This is a genomic window from Bradyrhizobium sp. UNPF46 (assembly GCF_006658625.1).
Lineage (GTDB): Bacteria > Pseudomonadota > Alphaproteobacteria > Rhizobiales > Xanthobacteraceae > Bradyrhizobium > Bradyrhizobium nitroreducens.
In genome coordinates this window covers 15,683-31,577 of sequence record NZ_LFJB01000042.1, presented here as the reverse complement: position 1 = coordinate 31,577, position 15,895 = coordinate 15,683, and the positions used below count along the sequence as shown (strand labels likewise).

Annotated in this window: 14 protein-coding genes; 7 read left to right on the top strand and 7 right to left on the bottom strand. The window is 65.0% G+C overall.

Annotated features, from left to right (window positions below; genetic code table 11):
• The first annotated feature begins 306 nt into the window (after positions 1–306).
• A complete protein-coding gene (locus UNPF46_RS17580) occupies positions 307–888 on the top strand; it encodes an SRPBCC family protein (RefSeq protein ID WP_100174844.1) in 582 nt (193 codons plus the stop codon).
• A gap of 17 nt (positions 889–905) precedes the next feature.
• Positions 906–1,859 carry a YVTN family beta-propeller repeat protein gene (locus UNPF46_RS17575; RefSeq protein ID WP_142250864.1) on the top strand — a complete coding sequence of 318 codons (954 nt, stop codon included), beginning with the start codon at positions 906–908 and terminating at the stop codon, positions 1,857–1,859.
• Between the two features lie 48 nt (positions 1,860–1,907).
• Here UNPF46_RS17575 and UNPF46_RS17570 read toward each other — a convergent pair whose 3' ends face one another.
• The gene (locus UNPF46_RS17570) at positions 1,908–2,690 is read right to left on the bottom strand and encodes a hypothetical protein (RefSeq protein ID WP_181769986.1); all 783 of its coding nucleotides are present in this window, start codon (positions 2,688–2,690) and stop codon (positions 1,908–1,910) included.
• Between the two features lie 162 nt (positions 2,691–2,852).
• On the bottom strand, positions 2,853–3,479 hold the full coding sequence (locus tag UNPF46_RS17565) for an HAD-IA family hydrolase (protein WP_181769985.1): 627 nt from the start codon (positions 3,477–3,479) through the stop codon (positions 2,853–2,855).
• A gap of 96 nt (positions 3,480–3,575) precedes the next feature.
• On the opposite strand from UNPF46_RS17565, the gene UNPF46_RS17560 reads away from it, so the two are divergent.
• Both UNPF46_RS17560 and UNPF46_RS17555 read left to right on the top strand, forming a co-directional pair.
• The gene (locus tag UNPF46_RS17560) at positions 3,576–3,803 is read left to right on the top strand and encodes a DUF433 domain-containing protein (RefSeq protein ID WP_100174841.1); all 228 of its coding nucleotides are present in this window, start codon (positions 3,576–3,578) and stop codon (positions 3,801–3,803) included.
• 2 nt (positions 3,804–3,805) lie between these two features.
• Complete coding sequence (locus UNPF46_RS17555) at positions 3,806–4,141, top strand: DUF5615 family PIN-like protein (RefSeq protein ID WP_142250831.1); 336 nt, start codon at positions 3,806–3,808, stop codon at positions 4,139–4,141.
• On the opposite strand, the gene UNPF46_RS17550 is transcribed toward UNPF46_RS17555, so the two are convergent.
• The 3 genes from UNPF46_RS17550 to UNPF46_RS17540 all read right to left on the bottom strand — a co-directional run bounded on the left by UNPF46_RS17550 (position 4,138) and on the right by UNPF46_RS17540 (position 8,464).
• Positions 4,138–4,467 carry a hypothetical protein gene (locus UNPF46_RS17550; RefSeq protein ID WP_142250830.1) on the bottom strand — a complete coding sequence of 110 codons (330 nt, stop codon included), beginning with the start codon at positions 4,465–4,467 and terminating at the stop codon, positions 4,138–4,140. The genes UNPF46_RS17555 and UNPF46_RS17550 overlap by 4 nt on opposite strands.
• A 48-nt stretch (positions 4,468–4,515) precedes the next feature.
• Entirely contained in the window at positions 4,516–7,491 is a 2,976-nt protein-coding gene (gene uvrA / locus UNPF46_RS17545) for an excinuclease ABC subunit UvrA (RefSeq protein ID WP_100174838.1), read from the bottom strand.
• Positions 7,492–7,771: 280 nt separating this feature from the next.
• Positions 7,772–8,464 (bottom strand): outer membrane protein, encoded by a 693-nt coding sequence (locus UNPF46_RS17540; RefSeq protein ID WP_100174837.1) that lies wholly within the window; start codon positions 8,462–8,464, stop codon positions 7,772–7,774.
• Between the two features lie 615 nt (positions 8,465–9,079).
• Here UNPF46_RS17540 and UNPF46_RS17535 point away from each other — a divergent pair.
• Positions 9,080–9,577 (top strand): single-stranded DNA-binding protein, encoded by a 498-nt coding sequence (locus UNPF46_RS17535; protein WP_100174836.1) that lies wholly within the window; start codon positions 9,080–9,082, stop codon positions 9,575–9,577.
• A 354-nt stretch (positions 9,578–9,931) separates the two neighbouring features.
• Positions 9,932–12,709 (top strand): DNA gyrase subunit A, encoded by a 2,778-nt coding sequence (gene gyrA, locus UNPF46_RS17530; RefSeq protein ID WP_142250829.1) that lies wholly within the window; start codon positions 9,932–9,934, stop codon positions 12,707–12,709.
• 104 nt (positions 12,710–12,813) lie between these two features.
• On the opposite strand, the gene UNPF46_RS17525 is transcribed toward gyrA, so the two are convergent.
• Both UNPF46_RS17525 and UNPF46_RS17520 read right to left on the bottom strand, forming a co-directional pair.
• Positions 12,814–14,667: a potassium transporter Kup gene (locus UNPF46_RS17525; protein WP_142250862.1), complete on the bottom strand. Its 1,854-nt coding sequence runs from the start codon at positions 14,665–14,667 to the stop codon at positions 12,814–12,816.
• Between the two features lie 202 nt (positions 14,668–14,869).
• Positions 14,870–15,127 carry a hypothetical protein gene (locus UNPF46_RS17520; RefSeq protein WP_100174834.1) on the bottom strand — a complete coding sequence of 86 codons (258 nt, stop codon included), beginning with the start codon at positions 15,125–15,127 and terminating at the stop codon, positions 14,870–14,872.
• A 258-nt stretch (positions 15,128–15,385) separates the two neighbouring features.
• Here UNPF46_RS17520 and coaD point away from each other — a divergent pair, with 258 nt between their 5' ends.
• Complete coding sequence (coaD, locus tag UNPF46_RS17515; RefSeq protein WP_142250828.1) at positions 15,386–15,883, top strand: pantetheine-phosphate adenylyltransferase; 498 nt, start codon at positions 15,386–15,388, stop codon at positions 15,881–15,883.
• Positions 15,884–15,895: the final 12 nt, after the last annotated feature.

The window sequence follows — 15,895 nt, the reverse complement described above, 5'->3', positions numbered from 1 at the left end:
CGCCGCCTCACGTCCACCACGTCCCATCCCGCGTTCGTGACGATCGCGATGCGCCCCTCGGCCCGGGACGGGATGGGTCTCGTATACGATAATCCGAAGTTCTGATAAAGAGAAATCTTTTCGGGCGGCGGCGTTGACCCTCCCATGGGTGTTTTGCCCGCCGGGCCGCGCAATGGGTTGTGGGTGGGCGGACATCGTCGCCGCAACCACGCCACGAACCGGTCTCCCCTCGGCCCCAAAATACGCTAGGATGACCGCAGCGCGCTCCAAGTCGCGCACGATCAACGGGACGTATGAGGAAACGAGATGAGGGTGACGATTGGACGACGCACGGCCGTGGCTGCGGTGCTGACGACCGCGGGAGCGGCGGCTTTGACGCTGGCGTTTGCGCCGGTGTTTTCACCGGCCGCCTGGGCGCATGGGCCGACCCGGCAGAAGGTGCGTGAATCCATCGAGATCAACGCGCCGCAGGACAAGGTCTGGGCCGCGATCCGCAACTTCCAGGACATGAGCTGGCTTCCGCCCGTCACCAAGACCACGGGCGAGAAGGGCAACGAGGTCGGCGCGACGCGGACGCTGACCCTGCAGGGCGGCGCGACGGTCGAGGAGGAGCTCTACAAATACGAGCCCGACATGATGAGCTATTCGTACCGGATCACCAAGGTCGACGTGAAGGTGCTGCCGGTCACCAATTATTCCTCGACGCTGACGGTGTCGCCGGCGCCGGACGGCAAGGCCAAGCTGGAATGGGCCGGGGCGTTCTATCGCGGCTTTCCCAACAACGATCCGCCGCCGGAGCTGAACGACGAGGCCGCCAAGACCGCGGTGAGCGGGCTCTACAAGACCGGGCTCGAAGCGCTGAAGAAGAAGATCGAGAGCGGCAGCTGACCTTGCGCGCACTGGACTTGCGGGTGCTGGCTCTGGCGGCGCTCGCCGCCAGCCTTTGCCATGCCGGCCTCGGCAGCGCGGCTGCCGAGGAGGCGTTCGTCACCAACCAGCTCAGTGACGATCTGATGGTGGTGGACCTCGCAACCTCGCGCAGCGTCGCGACCATTCCCATCGGCGGCAAGCCGGCGGGGGTGGCCGTCAGCGCGGACGGGCGCTTTGCCTATGTCACGAGCCCCGACGCCAAGGCGGTGACGGTGGTGGATGCCGCGAGCCGCCAGGTCGCTGGCCGCATCGAGGTCGGCGGCGGGCCGCTCGGCATCGCCGTCGCGCCGGATGGCAAGACGGTCTACGTCGCCGACTGGTACGCCGCCGCGGTGCGGGTGATCGATACGGCCTCGCGCGGCGTCACCGCCAGCATCGCGGTCGGCGCCTCGCCGTCGGGCCTTGCGGTGACGCCCGACGGCAAGCTGCTGCTCTCGGCGGATCGCGACGACGACAGCGTCTCGGTCGTGGACACGACGACGCGTCAGCGCAAGGCGACCATCAAGGTCGGCACCCGTCCGTTCGGCGTCACCATCGATGCCGAGGGCAGGCGCGCCTACACCGCCAATGTCGGCTCCGACGACGTCTCCGTGATCGACATTGCAGAAGAGCGGGAGATCGGCCGCGTGCCGGTCGGCATGCGGCCCTATGCGGTGGCGCTGACTTTGGGGCGCGGCTTCGTCACCGACCAATATGGCGGCACCGTCAGCGTGTTCGATGTTGCGAGCCTGAAGCCGGTGAAGCGGATCAATGTCGGCGACTATCCCGAGGGCATCGCCGCGACAGCGGACGGCAAGCGTATCATCGTGGCGTGCTGGGAGAGCAACACGCTCAACATCATCGACGCGGCCGAGTTGAAGGTGATCGGCGAGATCAAAACCGGCGACGGCCCGAGGGCGTTCGGGGCGTTCTTGCGCAGGACGAAGTAGGGGCGCGGGAACGCCCCCGGATTTCGCTCACTTATCCGAGCTATGGCGCTAGGCCGGTGTGGTGTTCAGAACCTCCCACAGGGCCATCGGCGCGCCAGCCCAATGCCAGAACGAATAGCTCTGATAATCCCGGTCCTTGCAGAGCTGAATGAAGATGGTCGCGCGTTCCGCGCAGGCCTGGGCCGACGCGCAGCCGCCGCCATCCCCGACATAGCCCGCGCCAACGGGGGCGAAAGGAATTGTCAGATGCGCATTGCCGTTGACCGCACGATCGATGCGCGATGCGACGCTGGGACTGGAGCCGTAGTAGGTTTGGGGAAAGTTGAAATCGGCGTGCTGGGCGATTTCGGTGAATCTCGGAAGCCAGCCAGTGATGTTCTGCGGGATGTCGTTGCTCGACATTCCCAGGGGTTTGCTCAGCGCGTTCGCCGCCTGCCGCATCGCAGTGCCATAGGCTCTCGCCTCATTGATGCCGCCGTGAAAGAATTCCGCGCCGCCTTCGGCATCCATGATCATGCCGTCCAGATCGAATTGCTGCGCCAGATTCCTGAACGCCGTCGCTTCGGCCTGAGCGGCCTGCGTCGTCGGGCAATGCGGGACCTGCCAACCCCAGACCTGCAAATTGCTGTCATGGGCCTTGTTGACGAGATTGGTCATCGTGGCGGCCATCGCCCCGGTCACGTTGCGATACGGCGAAACGCCATCGGCGACCTTGACCCAGATCGCCGAGAGCTTGGCACGGCGCGCTTTCTCGACGAGCTTGTTGACGCCACCTTCGGCTGCGAGAACCGGTTCGAGCTTCCAAATATACATGCTTCGGCTTCGGGACATGCCAAGGCTCCATGAATGACTGCGAGACAATGATTGCGAGGTGTAAAGCTTCAATCTGAGCATGTGTCAGACGAAAATCAATCTGTAATTTTTGTCGTCGATCGGCGTCCGCACAGATTGTGCATCGTGTTTGCTCAAACGGCTCGAACCGAAACTGGCGGCCTATCGACTAATACTGTCCGCAATTTCATCCATCCGCTCGAACACGTGATCCGGCGCGTGCGCCCGCAACGCTGCCGGCGCCGCGTAACCCCAGCACACCGCGCCGCAGGCGATGCCGACGGCGCGGGCCGCCTCGATGTCGCGCACCTCGTCGCCGATCGCGATGACCTGGCCCGGCGCGACACCGGCGCGGCGGATGACGCGGCGGAATTTCGCGGGCTTGCCGAACAGCGAAGCCGCGCAGTCGAAATGCGCAAACAGCGCGGCGGCATCCCCGAGTTTTTCGCGCGCATTGGCCTCGCTGTCGGACGTCACCAGCGCGAGCTGCACGCCGTTGTCGGTCAGCGCCTGCAGCATGGTCTCGACGCCCGCGAACAGCGCAATCTCGGAAGCCGCCTCCGCCTTCAACCGCCGCGCATGCCGCGCGATCGCCGGCAGCTTCCACAAGGGCACTTCGAGCCGGGAGAGGATCTCGCGCGTCGATGCATGCCGCAGGCTCTCGACATCCTCATCGGCGACGCGGCGAAAGCCGAAGCGGTCGGCGATGTCGTTGATGGTGCGCAGGAACCACGGGAAGCTGTCGGCGAGCGTGCCGTCGAGATCGAAGATGGCGAGGGCGTAGGGCATGAGGGCGGGTGCGTGCGGGCGGGCCGTGCATCGGGCTGGGAGCGCTGCGCTGACAGATGCCGTCGGAGATGCTATATTCACCGGCAGAGGTGACAGATGTCGGAGCTACTGGCAAGGATTACGGTCGATCCGCAGCGCATGCATGGACGTCCCTGCATTCGCGATCTTCGCATCACGGTTGCCGACGTCCTGGGACTGCTGTCCGCCGGACAGTCGCGTGAGAGCATCCTCGAAGATTATCCGTATCTGGAGGACGCTGACATCGACGCGGTGCTGGCTTATGCCGCCCGCCAGCTCGATCACCCGATCATAGCGGCCAAATAACCTTGCCATACTTGATCGATGCGCAGCTTCCTCCGGCGCTCGCGGAAGCCATGCGTCGCGCTGGATACGATGCGGCTCATGTGGCCGAGTTCGGGATGGCAAACGCGCTCGACCGAGTGATCTGGAACGAAGCCATTTCTCGATCGGCGGTCCTCGTGACCAAGGATCGCGATTTCTCACTTCTGCGCACTGCAAAGAGGCAGGGGCCGATCGTCCTGTGGATGCGCGTGGGCAATATCGATAATCGCGTGCTGATCCGCCAGTTTCTGGCCGCCACGCCGCAGATTGTCGAAGCCGTCGCACGGGGGGAGGCGGTTATTGAATTCGTGGGTCGTTAGCGGGACGACAGTCTGCGAACGTCGACGTTGACGTCGAGATCAATGTTGCTGACGCAGGTCTGAGTGGCTCGGTGCGAGCCGCCTTCATGCCAGCGGCCATTCCGCGCCCGGGCGCCGCTGACATTTGCCAGCTTCAGGCAGCGCCACTGCGGCAGCGGTCTACTGCTCTCGCCTGCAAACTGCCAGGCCAGCACCGCCTCTTCGCCGGATTTGTTGATGCCGATGATATGCGGGCAGAGTTCGCGGTGGCGACCCTCGTAGACGCAGGTCACCTGTTGCTCGGCAAGGATGGCGTTCCGAAATAATCTATAGGTTCGGCTCGACATCGAGATTACCCCACCGCGGCTCGATTCCTGCTGCCCGGGCGACAGCTGCTACTCCGCCGCCTCGCTCGTGCTCCGCCGCTTCGGCTTCCCCGCCTTCTTCAGCACCGGCGCCAGGAACTTGCCCGTATAGCTCCGCGGCGCTTTCGCGATGTCTTCCGGCGGGCCCCAGGCCACGATCTCGCCGCCGCCGTCGCCGCCTTCGGGGCCGAGGTCGATGACCCAGTCGGCGGTCTTGATGACTTCGAGATTGTGCTCGATGACGACCACCGTGTTGCCCTGCGCGACCAGCTCGTGCAGCACTTCCAGCAGCTTCTTGACGTCGTGGAAATGAAGACCGGTGGTCGGCTCGTCCAGGATGTAGAGCGTGCGGCCGGTGGCGCGCTTGGACAATTCCTTGGCGAGCTTGACGCGCTGGGCTTCGCCGCCTGAGAGGGTCGTCGCCTGCTGGCCGACATGGATGTAGTCGAGGCCGACGCGGTGCAGGGTCTGGAAGGTTTCGCGCACGCGCGGCACCGCCTTGAAGAACTCGGCGGCTTCCTCGACGGTCATGTCGAGCACGTCGGCGATGCTCTTGCCCTTGAACAGGACTTCGAGCGTCTCGCGGTTGTAGCGCTTGCCCTTGCAGACGTCGCAGGTGACGTAGACGTCGGGCAAAAAGTGCATCTCGATCTTGATGACGCCGTCGCCCTGGCACGCCTCGCAGCGGCCGCCCTTGACGTTGAAGGAGAAGCGGCCGGGCTCGTAGCCGCGCGCCTTGGACTCGGGGAGGCCGGCGAACCATTCGCGGATCGGTGTGAAGGCGCCGGTGTAGGTCGCAGGGTTGGAGCGCGGGGTACGGCCGATCGGCGACTGGTCGATGTCGATGATCTTGTCGATATGCTCGAGGCCCTCGATGCGGTCGTGCGGGGCGGCGCCTTCGCTCGCGTTGTTCAGCTTGCGGGCGATGGCCTTGTAGAGCGTGTCGATCAACAGCGTCGACTTGCCGCCGCCGGAGACGCCGGTGACGGCCGTGAACAGGCCGAGCGGAATTTCCGCCGTGACGTTCTTGAGGTTATTGCCGCGCGCGTTCACCACCTTGATGGTGCGGCGATGGTTCGGCGGCCGCCGCTCCGGCACCTCGACCTCGAGCTCGCCGGTCAGGTACTTGCCGGTCAGCGATTTCGGGTTGCGCATGATCTCGGCGGGCGTGCCTTCGGCGATGATGTTGCCGCCATGCATGCCGGCGCCGGGGCCGATGTCGAGCACGTGGTCGGCGAGCAGGATGGCATCCTCGTCATGCTCGACCACGATCACGGTGTTGCCGAGGTCGCGAAGGCGCTTGAGGGTGTCGAGCAGGCGGGCGTTGTCGCGCTGGTGCAGGCCGATCGAGGGCTCGTCCAGCACGTAGAGCACGCCCGTCAGCCCCGAGCCGATCTGCGAGGCGAGGCGGATGCGCTGGCTCTCGCCGCCCGACAGCGTGCCGGAGGAGCGCGACAGCGTGAGATAGTTGAGGCCGACGTCGAGCAGGAAGGTGAGGCGCTCGCGGATCTCTTTCAGGATGCGGCCGGCGATCTCGTTCTGCTGCGTGTTCAGCGCCGCCGGCACGGTCTCGAACCACTCGCCGGCCTTCCTGACCGACAGCTCCGAGATCTCGCCGATGTGCTTGCCGCCGATCTTGACGCAGAGCGCCTCGGGCTTGAGCCGGAAACCATGGCACGCCTCGCAGGGCACGTCGTGGAAATACTTCGCCAGCTCCTCGCGAGCCCACTCGCTCTCGGTCTCGCGATAGCGGCGGTTGATGTTGGTGATGACGCCCTCGAACGGCTTCTTGGTGTCGTAGGAGCGCACGCCGTCCTCGTAGGAGAACTTGATCTCGTCCTCGCCGGAGCCGTGAAGAATCGCGTTCTGCGTCTTCTTCGGCAGGTCCTTCCACTTGGTGGTCAGGGTGAACTTGTAGTGCTTGCCGAGCGCGGTCAGCGTCTGCACGTAATAGGGCGAGGACGATTTGGCCCAGGGCGCGATCGCGCCCTTGCCGATGGCGGCCTCCTTGTCGGGGATGACGAGATCCTCGTCGACATGCTGCTCGACGCCGAGGCCGCCGCAAGCGGGACAGGCGCCATAGGGATTGTTGAAGGAGAACAGGCGCGGCTCGACCTCGGGAATGGTGAAGCCGGAGACCGGGCAGGCGAACTTTTCCGAGAACAGGATGCGCTCGGGACCGCTCTTGTCATGGATCTTGGCGGTCTTCTTTTTCTCTTCGGCAGCCGCCGCAGCCGGTGCGTCGGCATACTCGATGACGGCAAGGCCCTCGGCGAGCTTCAGCGCGGTCTCAAAGCTTTCGGCGAGGCGCTGGCCGATGTCGGCGCGCACCACGATGCGGTCGACGACCACGTCGATGTCGTGCGGGAATTTCTTGTCCAGCGTCGGCGCTTCCGCGAGCTCATGGAAGGTGCCGTCGATCTTGACGCGCTGAAAGCCCTTCTTGAGCCATTCGGCGAGCTCCTTGCGGTACTCGCCCTTGCGGCCGCGCACGACCGGCGCGAGCAGGTAGAGGCGGGTGCCTTCGGGCAGCGCCAGCACGCGGTCGACCATTTGCGAGACGGTCTGGCTCTCGATCGGCAGGCCGGTGGCCGGCGAATAGGGCACGCCGACGCGCGCCCAGAGCAGGCGCATGTAGTCGTAGATCTCGGTGACGGTGCCGACGGTGGAGCGTGGGTTCTTCGACGTCGTCTTCTGCTCGATCGAGATCGCCGGCGAGAGGCCGTCGATCTGGTCGACGTCGGGCTTCTGCATCATCTCCAGGAACTGGCGCGCATAGGCCGACAGCGATTCGACGTAGCGGCGCTGGCCCTCGGCATAGATGGTGTCGAAGGCGAGCGATGACTTGCCGGAGCCGGAGAGGCCGGTGAACACCACCAGCTTGTCGCGGGGAATCTCGACGTCGATGTTCTTGAGGTTGTGCTCGCGCGCGCCACGGATCGTAATTGCGCGCAGGCTGGAGCCCGCGTTCTGCTGTTGGCGCTTCGCCTTGATCACTTCATCCATCCGAGTTGCCCTCAAGGAAGCCCAAAGGTGCGCGATCGCGCCAGCATAAAGGCGCGCTTCGCCCGGAACCGGGATCGGCGCCGATGGGTATGGTAGCGAACGTAGGAAGAACGGAGACGGATTTCCAGTGGGACTTGCGACTAGTCAACGGAATGTTGGCGCGCTGGCGGCATCTGGCAGCAGGAGGGCGTGGAACTGTGGGATCGTGTAAGGCCAGGGCCAAACAAAAAGGCCGGCGCAAGGCCGGCCTTTCGTAACGCTGAGGTGTTGAAGTCGAAGCTTAGTACTTGGCGACGACCGGGGCGCCGAAGTGATAGTTCACGCCGACCTGCACGGTGTGGAGGTTGAGCGTGCCGGTGGGAATGGCGCCCGAGAAGTAGGTCTCGCCGCCGAGGCTGCGATAGAGGTACTCGCCCTTGACCGACCACTGCGGAGCGAAGAACGCCTCGATGCCGGCACCAACGGTCCAGCCGGAGTGCCACTTGCTGTCGGAGACCGACGCGGCGCCCAGGGTGGCGGTGAGCTTGTTGTCGATCCAGGCGTAGCCGCCGGTGCCGTAGAACAGCACGTTGTTGACGGCGTAGCCGATGCGGCCGCGCACGGTGCCCATCGCGTCGGTCTTGGAGGTCAGCGAGGCGGGGATGCCACCGACGCCGGGGACGAAAACCGTGCCAGCGGCCGAAGCGCTGACGTCAGCCCAGGCGCCATCGGCCTCGAGGCCGAACACGACGTTGCCGGTCTGCCAGTTGTAGCCGGCGGTGCCGCCGACGAAGCCACCCTTCATCTTCGGATCGCCCGAAGCGTTTTCCCAGGCGCCGCCACCGACGATACCGAGATAGAAGCCGGTCCAGTTGTAGACCGAAGCCATCGGAGCCACCGGCGCCTTGGTGTAGGGGCGAGCCGCGAGATCAGCAGCCGAAGCGGGGGCAGCCAGAGCGAACAAACAGGCCGAAGCCAACAAAACCTTTTTCATTTTCAACTTAATCCCAGTCCCAGTTTCTGTTGTTGCCTTCCTTGACCGGAAGGGCAGCGGACTCGATGGCCCAACTGAGGCAGTGCTTACACTACTGAAGCCGCAAGTTGTGTCTCCTGAAAGCCACAGTGACTGAAAAGGTGATGGTTACTGACTTATTGCTTCCGAGCGTCTGACGTCGCGCCGCTCCGGGTTCCGATTTCGGAACAAGATCAGGGCGATATGTGCTGTGATCGGCGGGCCGACCGCCGCGGGATTCGCGCGATCATGACGATATCGACGTCGATGATGCGCCCGGAGCGTGTGCCGTGCGCGTCGCCAGCGGGGCTCGCTCGCCCGGTTGAAAATGAGAGGCCGGTGACGACATCATCGGTTCCGCCGCGTCACGAACGATTGCGCCGCCAGCCTTTATTCGGTGGATTCCCGAAAAGAACAAATCTGGAACATGGCGCGGGTCGATGCTATATGTGGGGATAACCCTGGGGGTGACGGGCTGAGCGGCGCCCGCAAGCGTATAGGGTCGCCTCAACAGGGCGGCAGAGGAAGGCGGGCAGCGCGCCCGGCCTTTGACATTCGGCCTTTAGAATTCAGTGGCATTCGGAGTGGAGAGCGGCGATGGCGGGAAGCGTCAACAAGGTCATTCTGGTTGGAAATCTCGGCAAGGATCCTGAAATCCGCCGCACCCAGGACGGGCGGCCGATTGCGAATTTGAGCATCGCCACCTCGGAGACCTGGCGTGACAAGAACACCGGCGAGCGCAAGGAGAAGACCGAGTGGCATCGCGTCGTGATCTTCAATGAGGGCCTGTGCAAGGTCGCCGAGCAGTACCTGAAGAAGGGCGCGAAGGTTTACATCGAGGGCGCGCTGCAGACCCGCAAATGGACCGACCAGAGCGGCGTCGAGAAGTACTCGACCGAGGTCGTGCTGCAGGGCTTCAACTCGACCCTGACCATGCTCGACGGCCGTGGCGGCGGCGGTGGAGGCGGCAGCTTCGGCGACGAGCCGGGCGGTGATTTCGGCTCCTCCGGCCCCGTCAGCAGCGCGCCGCGCCGTCCCGTTGCCGCCGGCGGCGGTGGCCGCAACAGCGACATGGACGACGATATCCCGTTCTGAGGACGGATCGGGCGATGAGGAGGGCGCGGCCGGGTTGAGCGGCCCCTTCCATGTCGTGTCAGCAAACCTTACTAATCGACGGGAAGGGCTCGGGATTCCGGGCCCTCTTCATGTTTGGGGTGAACTCGGATTGCGCCCTTCAAGGTGACCGACGGGGGCCCTTGCGCGCGATTTGACGGGGCCGCAGAGGCGGTTTCGCAGGGCCGGTTCCGGGCTCATCCAGGATGCCCGCTGCAAGGCCTTAAGTTATTGGAAAAATAGACGGAAAAAGCGCTTCCCAGCTTCCGCCAAGGGTGGTGATCAGGGGCGCGATGCGTTATATGATTCCCAGACAAAAACTCACCGGATTCCCCCTTGGCTGACGACGACAACAAGCCCGGCGATCAGCCGGCGCAACCCTCGGACATTCGCCCCGTCTCCATCTACGAGGAGATGAAGAAGTCGTATCTCGATTACGCCATGAGCGTGATCGTGGCGCGTGCGCTGCCCGATGCCCGGGACGGTCTGAAGCCGGTGCATCGGCGCATCCTGTACTCGATGAACGAGCAGGGGCACACGCCCGACAAGAAGTACGTCAAGTCCGCCCGCGTGGTCGGCGACGTCATCGGTAAGTATCATCCGCACGGCGACCAGTCGATCTACGACGCCATGGTCCGCATGGCGCAGGACTTCTCGATGCGCGTGCCGCTGATCGACGGCCAGGGCAATTTCGGCTCGGTCGACGGCGATCCCGCGGCCGCCTATCGTTACACCGAAGCGCGCCTGACCAAGGCCGCGCTGGCGCTGCTGGCCGACATCGACAAGGACACCGTCGACTTCCAGCCCAACTACGACAACAACGAGACCGAGCCGTCGGTCTTGCCGGCCAAGTTCCCGAACCTTCTCGTCAACGGCGCCGGCGGCATCGCGGTCGGCATGGCCACCAACATCCCGCCGCACAATCTCGGCGAGGTCATCGACGCCTGCGTCGCCTTGATCGACAACCCGGCGCTCACCATCGACGAGCTGATCAACATCGTGCCGGGACCGGATTTTCCGACCGGCGGCGTCATTCTCGGACGCGCGGGCATCCGCGCCGCCTATCATCTCGGCCGCGGCTCGGTCGTCATGCGCGGCAAGGTCGCGATCGAGACCATCCGCAAGGAGCGCGAGGCGATCATCATCACCGAGATTCCCTACCAGGTGAACAAGGCGACGATGGTCGAGCGCATCGCCGAGCTGGTGAAGGAAAAGAAGATCGAGGGCATCGGTGACCTCCGCGATGAATCCGACCGCGACGGCTACCGCGTCGTCATCGAGTTGAAGCGCGACGCCGTGCCGGATGTGGTGCTGAACCAGCTCTACAGGTTCACGCCGCTGCAGACCAGCTTCGGCGTCAACATGGTGGCGCTCGACAGCGGCCGTCCGCGGATCATGCATCTGAAGGACCTGCTGGCGATCTTCGTCGACTTCCGTGAACGGGTCGTCACGCGGCGCACCAAGTACCTGCTCGCCAAGGCGCGCGATCGCGCCCACATCCTGGTCGGTCTGGCGATCGCGGTCGCCAATATCGACGAGATGATCCGCGTCATCCGGACCTCGCCGGACCCGACCGCCGCCCGCGACACCCTGATGTCGCGCGACTGGCCGGCGCGGGACGTCGAGGACATGCTGACGCTGATCGACGATCCGCGTCACCGTATCAGCGCGGACGGCACGATCCGGCTGTCGATGGAGCAGGCGAGGGCCATTCTCGATCTGCGCCTGCAGCGCCTCACGGCCCTCGGCCGCGAAGAAATCCGCGACGAGCTCGACAAGCTTGCCGGCGAGATCGCCGATTATCTCGACATCCTGCGCTCGCGCGAACGCGTGCTGACCATCATCAAGACCGAGCTCGCCGAGGTGAAGGCCGAGTTCGCCACGCCGCGCCGCACCGTCATCATCGAGCAGGAAGGCGAGGTCGAGGACGAGGACCTGATCCAGCGCGAGGACATGGTCGTCACCGTCTCCCACGCCGGCTACGTCAAGCGCGTGCCGCTGTCGGCCTATCGCGCCCAGCGCCGCGGCGGCAAGGGCCGCGCCGGCATGCAGACCCGCGACGAGGATTTCGTCTCGCGTCTGTTCGTGGCGTCCACGCACACGCCGGTGCTGTTCTTCTCCTCGCGCGGCCAGGTCTACAAGGAGAAGGTCTGGCGGCTGCCGATGGCGGCTCCCAACGCGCGCGGCAAGGCGCTGATCAACATCCTGCCGCTGGAGCAGGGCGAGCGCATCACCACCATCATGCCGCTGCCCGAGGACGAATCGACCTGGGGCAATCTCGACGTGATGTTCGCCACCACGGGCGGCAATGTCCGGCGCAACAAGCTATCGGACTTCGTCGACGTCCGCCGCTCCGGCATCATCGCGATGAAGCTCGACGAGGGCGAGGCGATCGTCGACGTCCAGATCTGCACCGAACGCGACGACGTGCTGCTGACTACGGCCGCCGGCCAGTGCATTCGCTTCAGAGTCAGTGACCCTCGACCTGATAAGGATGGCGAGATCAAAGAGCACGGTGTTCGGGTCTTCGGTGGTCGAACCTCGATGGGTGTTCGAGGCATCTCGCTTGAAGATGACAAGGTCATCTCAATGTCGATTTTACGTCATGTTGAGACCACGTCGGACGAGCGCTCGGCCTATCTGAAGATGCGCCGCGCGATGGCCGGCGAGGCCGCGGCCGAGGAGCCCGCCGCGGATGACGCAGAAGAGACCTCCGGCAGCTTCCAACTCACCCAGGAGCGCTATATCGAGATGTCGGCGCAGGAGCAGATCGTGCTCACCGTCTCCGTCAACGGCTACGGCAAGCGGACCTCGTCCTACGAGTACCGCACCACCGGCCGTGGCGGCAAAGGCATCGTCGCCATGAGCGTCAACAACCGCAACGGCAACCTCGTTGCCTCGTTCCCGGTGGAGGATGCCGATCAGATCATGCTGGTCACCGACAAGGGCCAGCTGATCCGCTGCCCGGTCGAAGGCATCCGCATCGCCGGCCGCTCGACCCAAGGCGTGATCGTGTTCGACACCGCCGAGGACGAGCATGTCGTCTCGGTCGAGCACATCACGGAAGAGGCGGAGAGCGGCAACGGCGCGAATGGGGACGCGCACGGGGAGTGATCGGTCACTCCTCGCAGCCCGGATGGAGCGAAGCGAAATCCGGGGCTCTTACTTCAGGCGAGAATCCCGGATTGCGCTTCGCTCCATCCGGGCTACGAATCTCGCTAAATCTCCAGCTCCGTCCCGAACTCCACCACCTGCTTGGTCGGCACGCCGAAGAACGCCGCGGAGCGTTCGGCGTTGCGCTGGAGGAAGGCGAACACGCCTTCGCGCCAGACCCACATGCCCGGGACGTCCTCGCGCGGGATGATGGTCTCGCGTCCCACGTAATAGGTGATGTCTGAGAGGTCGATGCCGGGCAGCTTGCCTTGGCGGCAGACGAGGTTCAGTCCCTCGTAGATCGTCGGGTTCTGCATGAAGCCGTAATGCAGGATCGCGCGGGTGATGCCGGGAATGATCTCGATCACTTCGGCGCGTTCCTCGTCGGGGACGTGCGGAAGCTCCTCGATCAGCACGGTGACCAGCAGCACGCGCTCATGCAGCACGCGGTTGTGCTTGACGAACTGCGTCAGTGCGAGCGGCACGCCGCGCGGCGCGGAGGCCAGGAAGACGGCGGTCCCGGGCAACCTTGCGCTGCATTTGTTGACCGCGGTCTCGATCAGATCCTCCTCGGGCTGGCGCAGCCGGGCGCGCGCGGCCTCGACCAGCTTCACGCCGGCGCGCCAGGTCAGCATCAGGAAGGCGACGAGGCCGGCAAGCAGCAGCGGGAACCAGCCGCCCTCGAACAGCTTGACCGAGTTCGCCGAGAAGAAGATCAGATCGATCACGAAGAAGAAGCCGTTCACGGCAACGACAAGCCAGGGCGAGAAGCCCCACTGGATCGCGACCAGCGCGGCCAGCAGCGTCGTGATCGCCATCAGCAGCGAGACCGCGATGCCATAGGCGCCGGCAAGGGCGTCCGAGCTGCCGAAGCTCAGCACCGCCCCGAGCGTTGCGGCGGCGAGCAGCCAGTTCACGAGCGGCACGTAGATCTGGCCCATCGCGTCGCTCTGGGTGTGGCGGATCTGCATGCGCGGCAGGAAGCCGAGCTGGATCGATTGCTGGGTCAGCGAGAACACGCCGGAGATGATCGCTTGCGAAGCGATCACGGTCGCGACCGCAGAGAAGGCGACCAGCAGATAGTGCAGGGCGTCGGGGCAGAGCTGGAAGAACGGATTCTCGATCATCGTGGGATCGGTGATCAGGAGCGCGGCCTGGCCGAAGTAGTTCAGCACCAGCGCAGGCAGGCAGATGGCGAACCAGGCGAGGCGGATCGGCAGGCGGCCGAAATGTCCCATGTCGGCATACATGGCCTCGCCCCCGGTCACCGCGAGGAAGGCCGCGCCGAGAATTCCGAAGGAGATATGGAAATCCTGATGGATCAGGAAATTGAACGCATAGAACGGGCTGAGCGCCGCCAGCACCGCCGGCGCCTTGACGATCCCGTGGATGCCGAGCGCGGCGAGCACGACGAACCAGGCCAGCATCACCGGTCCGAAGATGCGGCCGATGAAGCCGGTGCCCTGCTTCTGCATCATGAACAGGCCGATCAGGATGGCGACGGTCAGGGGCACCACGACGGGGGCCAGTGACGGCGCATCCACCTTGAGGCCCTCGATGGCTGAGAGCACGGAGATGGCCGGCGTGATCGCGCCGTCGCCATAAAGCAGGGCGGCGCCGATGAGGCCGACCACGAGGAGATGGGCGCGCCAGGTGCCGGGCTGGGCGTGGCGGGCGTGGAGCAGGGCGAGCAGAGCCACGATGCCGCCTTCGCCGCGGTTGTCTGCCCGCAGGATCAACAGGGCATATTTCAGCGAGATGATCAGCAGCAGCGCCCAGAGGATCAGCGAGGCGACCCCGAGGACCGCGTCTTGAGTGAGCGTGCCGCCATGGGCAGCCGCCTTGGCGGCTTCCTTCAGGGCATAGAGCGGGCTGGTGCCGATATCGCCATAGACGACCCCGAGGGCGCCCATGGTCATGGTCAGCGGCAGCGGATCAGGATGGTGGCCGGAAGCGACTGCGGGCGTACTGGACAACGGCAACCCCCCGATGGGATCGCGCCCGACGGGCCATTCCGACGGGCGCGAACTTCACGCAGTCTGCGACGGGACGTCGCAAATATCCATGGGGTCTTGGCTTGGGGTCAGCTTGGGGGAGCTGACGCTAACCTGACAGGTGCGGCTACGGGGTACGGTCGGCGGTCACGAGGCGCGCCTCGCGGACGTTCGCCTTTGTGCCGGCCTTGCGCAGGCACGAGGCCTCGAAATTCGGCCAGGCCTGCTGCGAGCAGTCCTTGCCGACGGCACGGATATCGAGCCGGTCGCTCTTGGCCAGCGGCTGCGGCACGCTGGCCTCGACGCTCGGGGCAAAGCCGGGCAGGAGGGTGAGGGCGGCGGCAACACACGCAGACAGAGCGATCGCTGAAAGAGCCTTGATCATTTGACAGTCCCCTGTGATGTGGCCGCCTACGCCCAGTGTGCGGCCCGTCATTCGTTGGCTGGATTAGTAACCATGGCCAGTTTCCGGACGTCTTCGCCGGCACGGGAAATGGTTTCGTGTCCGCGCCCGTTTGTTTCGTGGCCGTCCTCAGGACGAAACAAACCGGCCATCGCCGACAGGGTCGGGGGTATTTTGCCAGAGATGGCCGGGGAACCCGCCCGGCTTGCCGGGCCGCGCCGGGCGCGGTAGGAGGGGGCCATGCCGCGTATTGCCTTTTATCCCGGTTCCTTCGACCCCATCACCAACGGCCACCTCGACGTGGTCCGGCATAGCGCTTCGCTGTGCGACAGGCTCGTGGTCGCGATCGGGGTCCACCCCGGCAAGAAGCCGCTGTTCTCGACCGAGGAGCGGCTCAAGATGCTCCACGACGTCTGCGGGCCTGTGGCGGCCAAGGCCGGCTGCGTGCTCGAGGCCGTGACCTTTGACGATCTGTCGGTGGCGGCGGCGCGCAAGCATGGTGCGACGATCATGATTCGGGGCCTGCGTGACGGCACCGACCTCGACTACGAGATGCAGCTCGCCGGTATGAACGAGGCGATGGCGCCGGAGGTCCACACGGTCTTCCTGCCGGCCTCTCCGATGGTCCGCCCGATCACCGCCACTTTGGTGCGCCAGATCGCCGGCATGGGCGGGGACGTCTCGGCCTTCGTCCCGCCGCAGGTTGCGGCACAGCTCAAGGCAAAATTCGCCGCATAGCGGCGCACTTCC

Coding starts and splice junctions, on each gene's coding strand:
- UNPF46_RS17580 (WP_100174844.1), top strand. CDS start 307: ATGAGGGTGACGATTGGACGACGCACGGCCGTGGCTGCGGTGCTGACG.
- UNPF46_RS17570 (WP_181769986.1), bottom strand. CDS start 2,690: ATGTCCCGAAGCCGAAGCATGTATATTTGGAAGCTCGAACCGGTTCTC.
- UNPF46_RS17565 (WP_181769985.1), bottom strand. CDS start 3,479: ATGCCCTACGCCCTCGCCATCTTCGATCTCGACGGCACGCTCGCCGAC.
- UNPF46_RS17560 (WP_100174841.1), top strand. CDS start 3,576: ATGTCGGAGCTACTGGCAAGGATTACGGTCGATCCGCAGCGCATGCAT.
- UNPF46_RS17550 (WP_142250830.1), bottom strand. CDS start 4,467: ATGTCGAGCCGAACCTATAGATTATTTCGGAACGCCATCCTTGCCGAG.
- uvrA (WP_100174838.1), bottom strand. CDS start 7,491: ATGGATGAAGTGATCAAGGCGAAGCGCCAACAGCAGAACGCGGGCTCC.
- UNPF46_RS17540 (WP_100174837.1), bottom strand. CDS start 8,464: ATGAAAAAGGTTTTGTTGGCTTCGGCCTGTTTGTTCGCTCTGGCTGCC.
- UNPF46_RS17535 (WP_100174836.1), top strand. CDS start 9,080: ATGGCGGGAAGCGTCAACAAGGTCATTCTGGTTGGAAATCTCGGCAAG.
- UNPF46_RS17525 (WP_142250862.1), bottom strand. CDS start 14,667: ATGACCATGGGCGCCCTCGGGGTCGTCTATGGCGATATCGGCACCAGC.
- UNPF46_RS17520 (WP_100174834.1), bottom strand. CDS start 15,127: ATGATCAAGGCTCTTTCAGCGATCGCTCTGTCTGCGTGTGTTGCCGCC.
- coaD (WP_142250828.1), top strand. CDS start 15,386: ATGCCGCGTATTGCCTTTTATCCCGGTTCCTTCGACCCCATCACCAAC.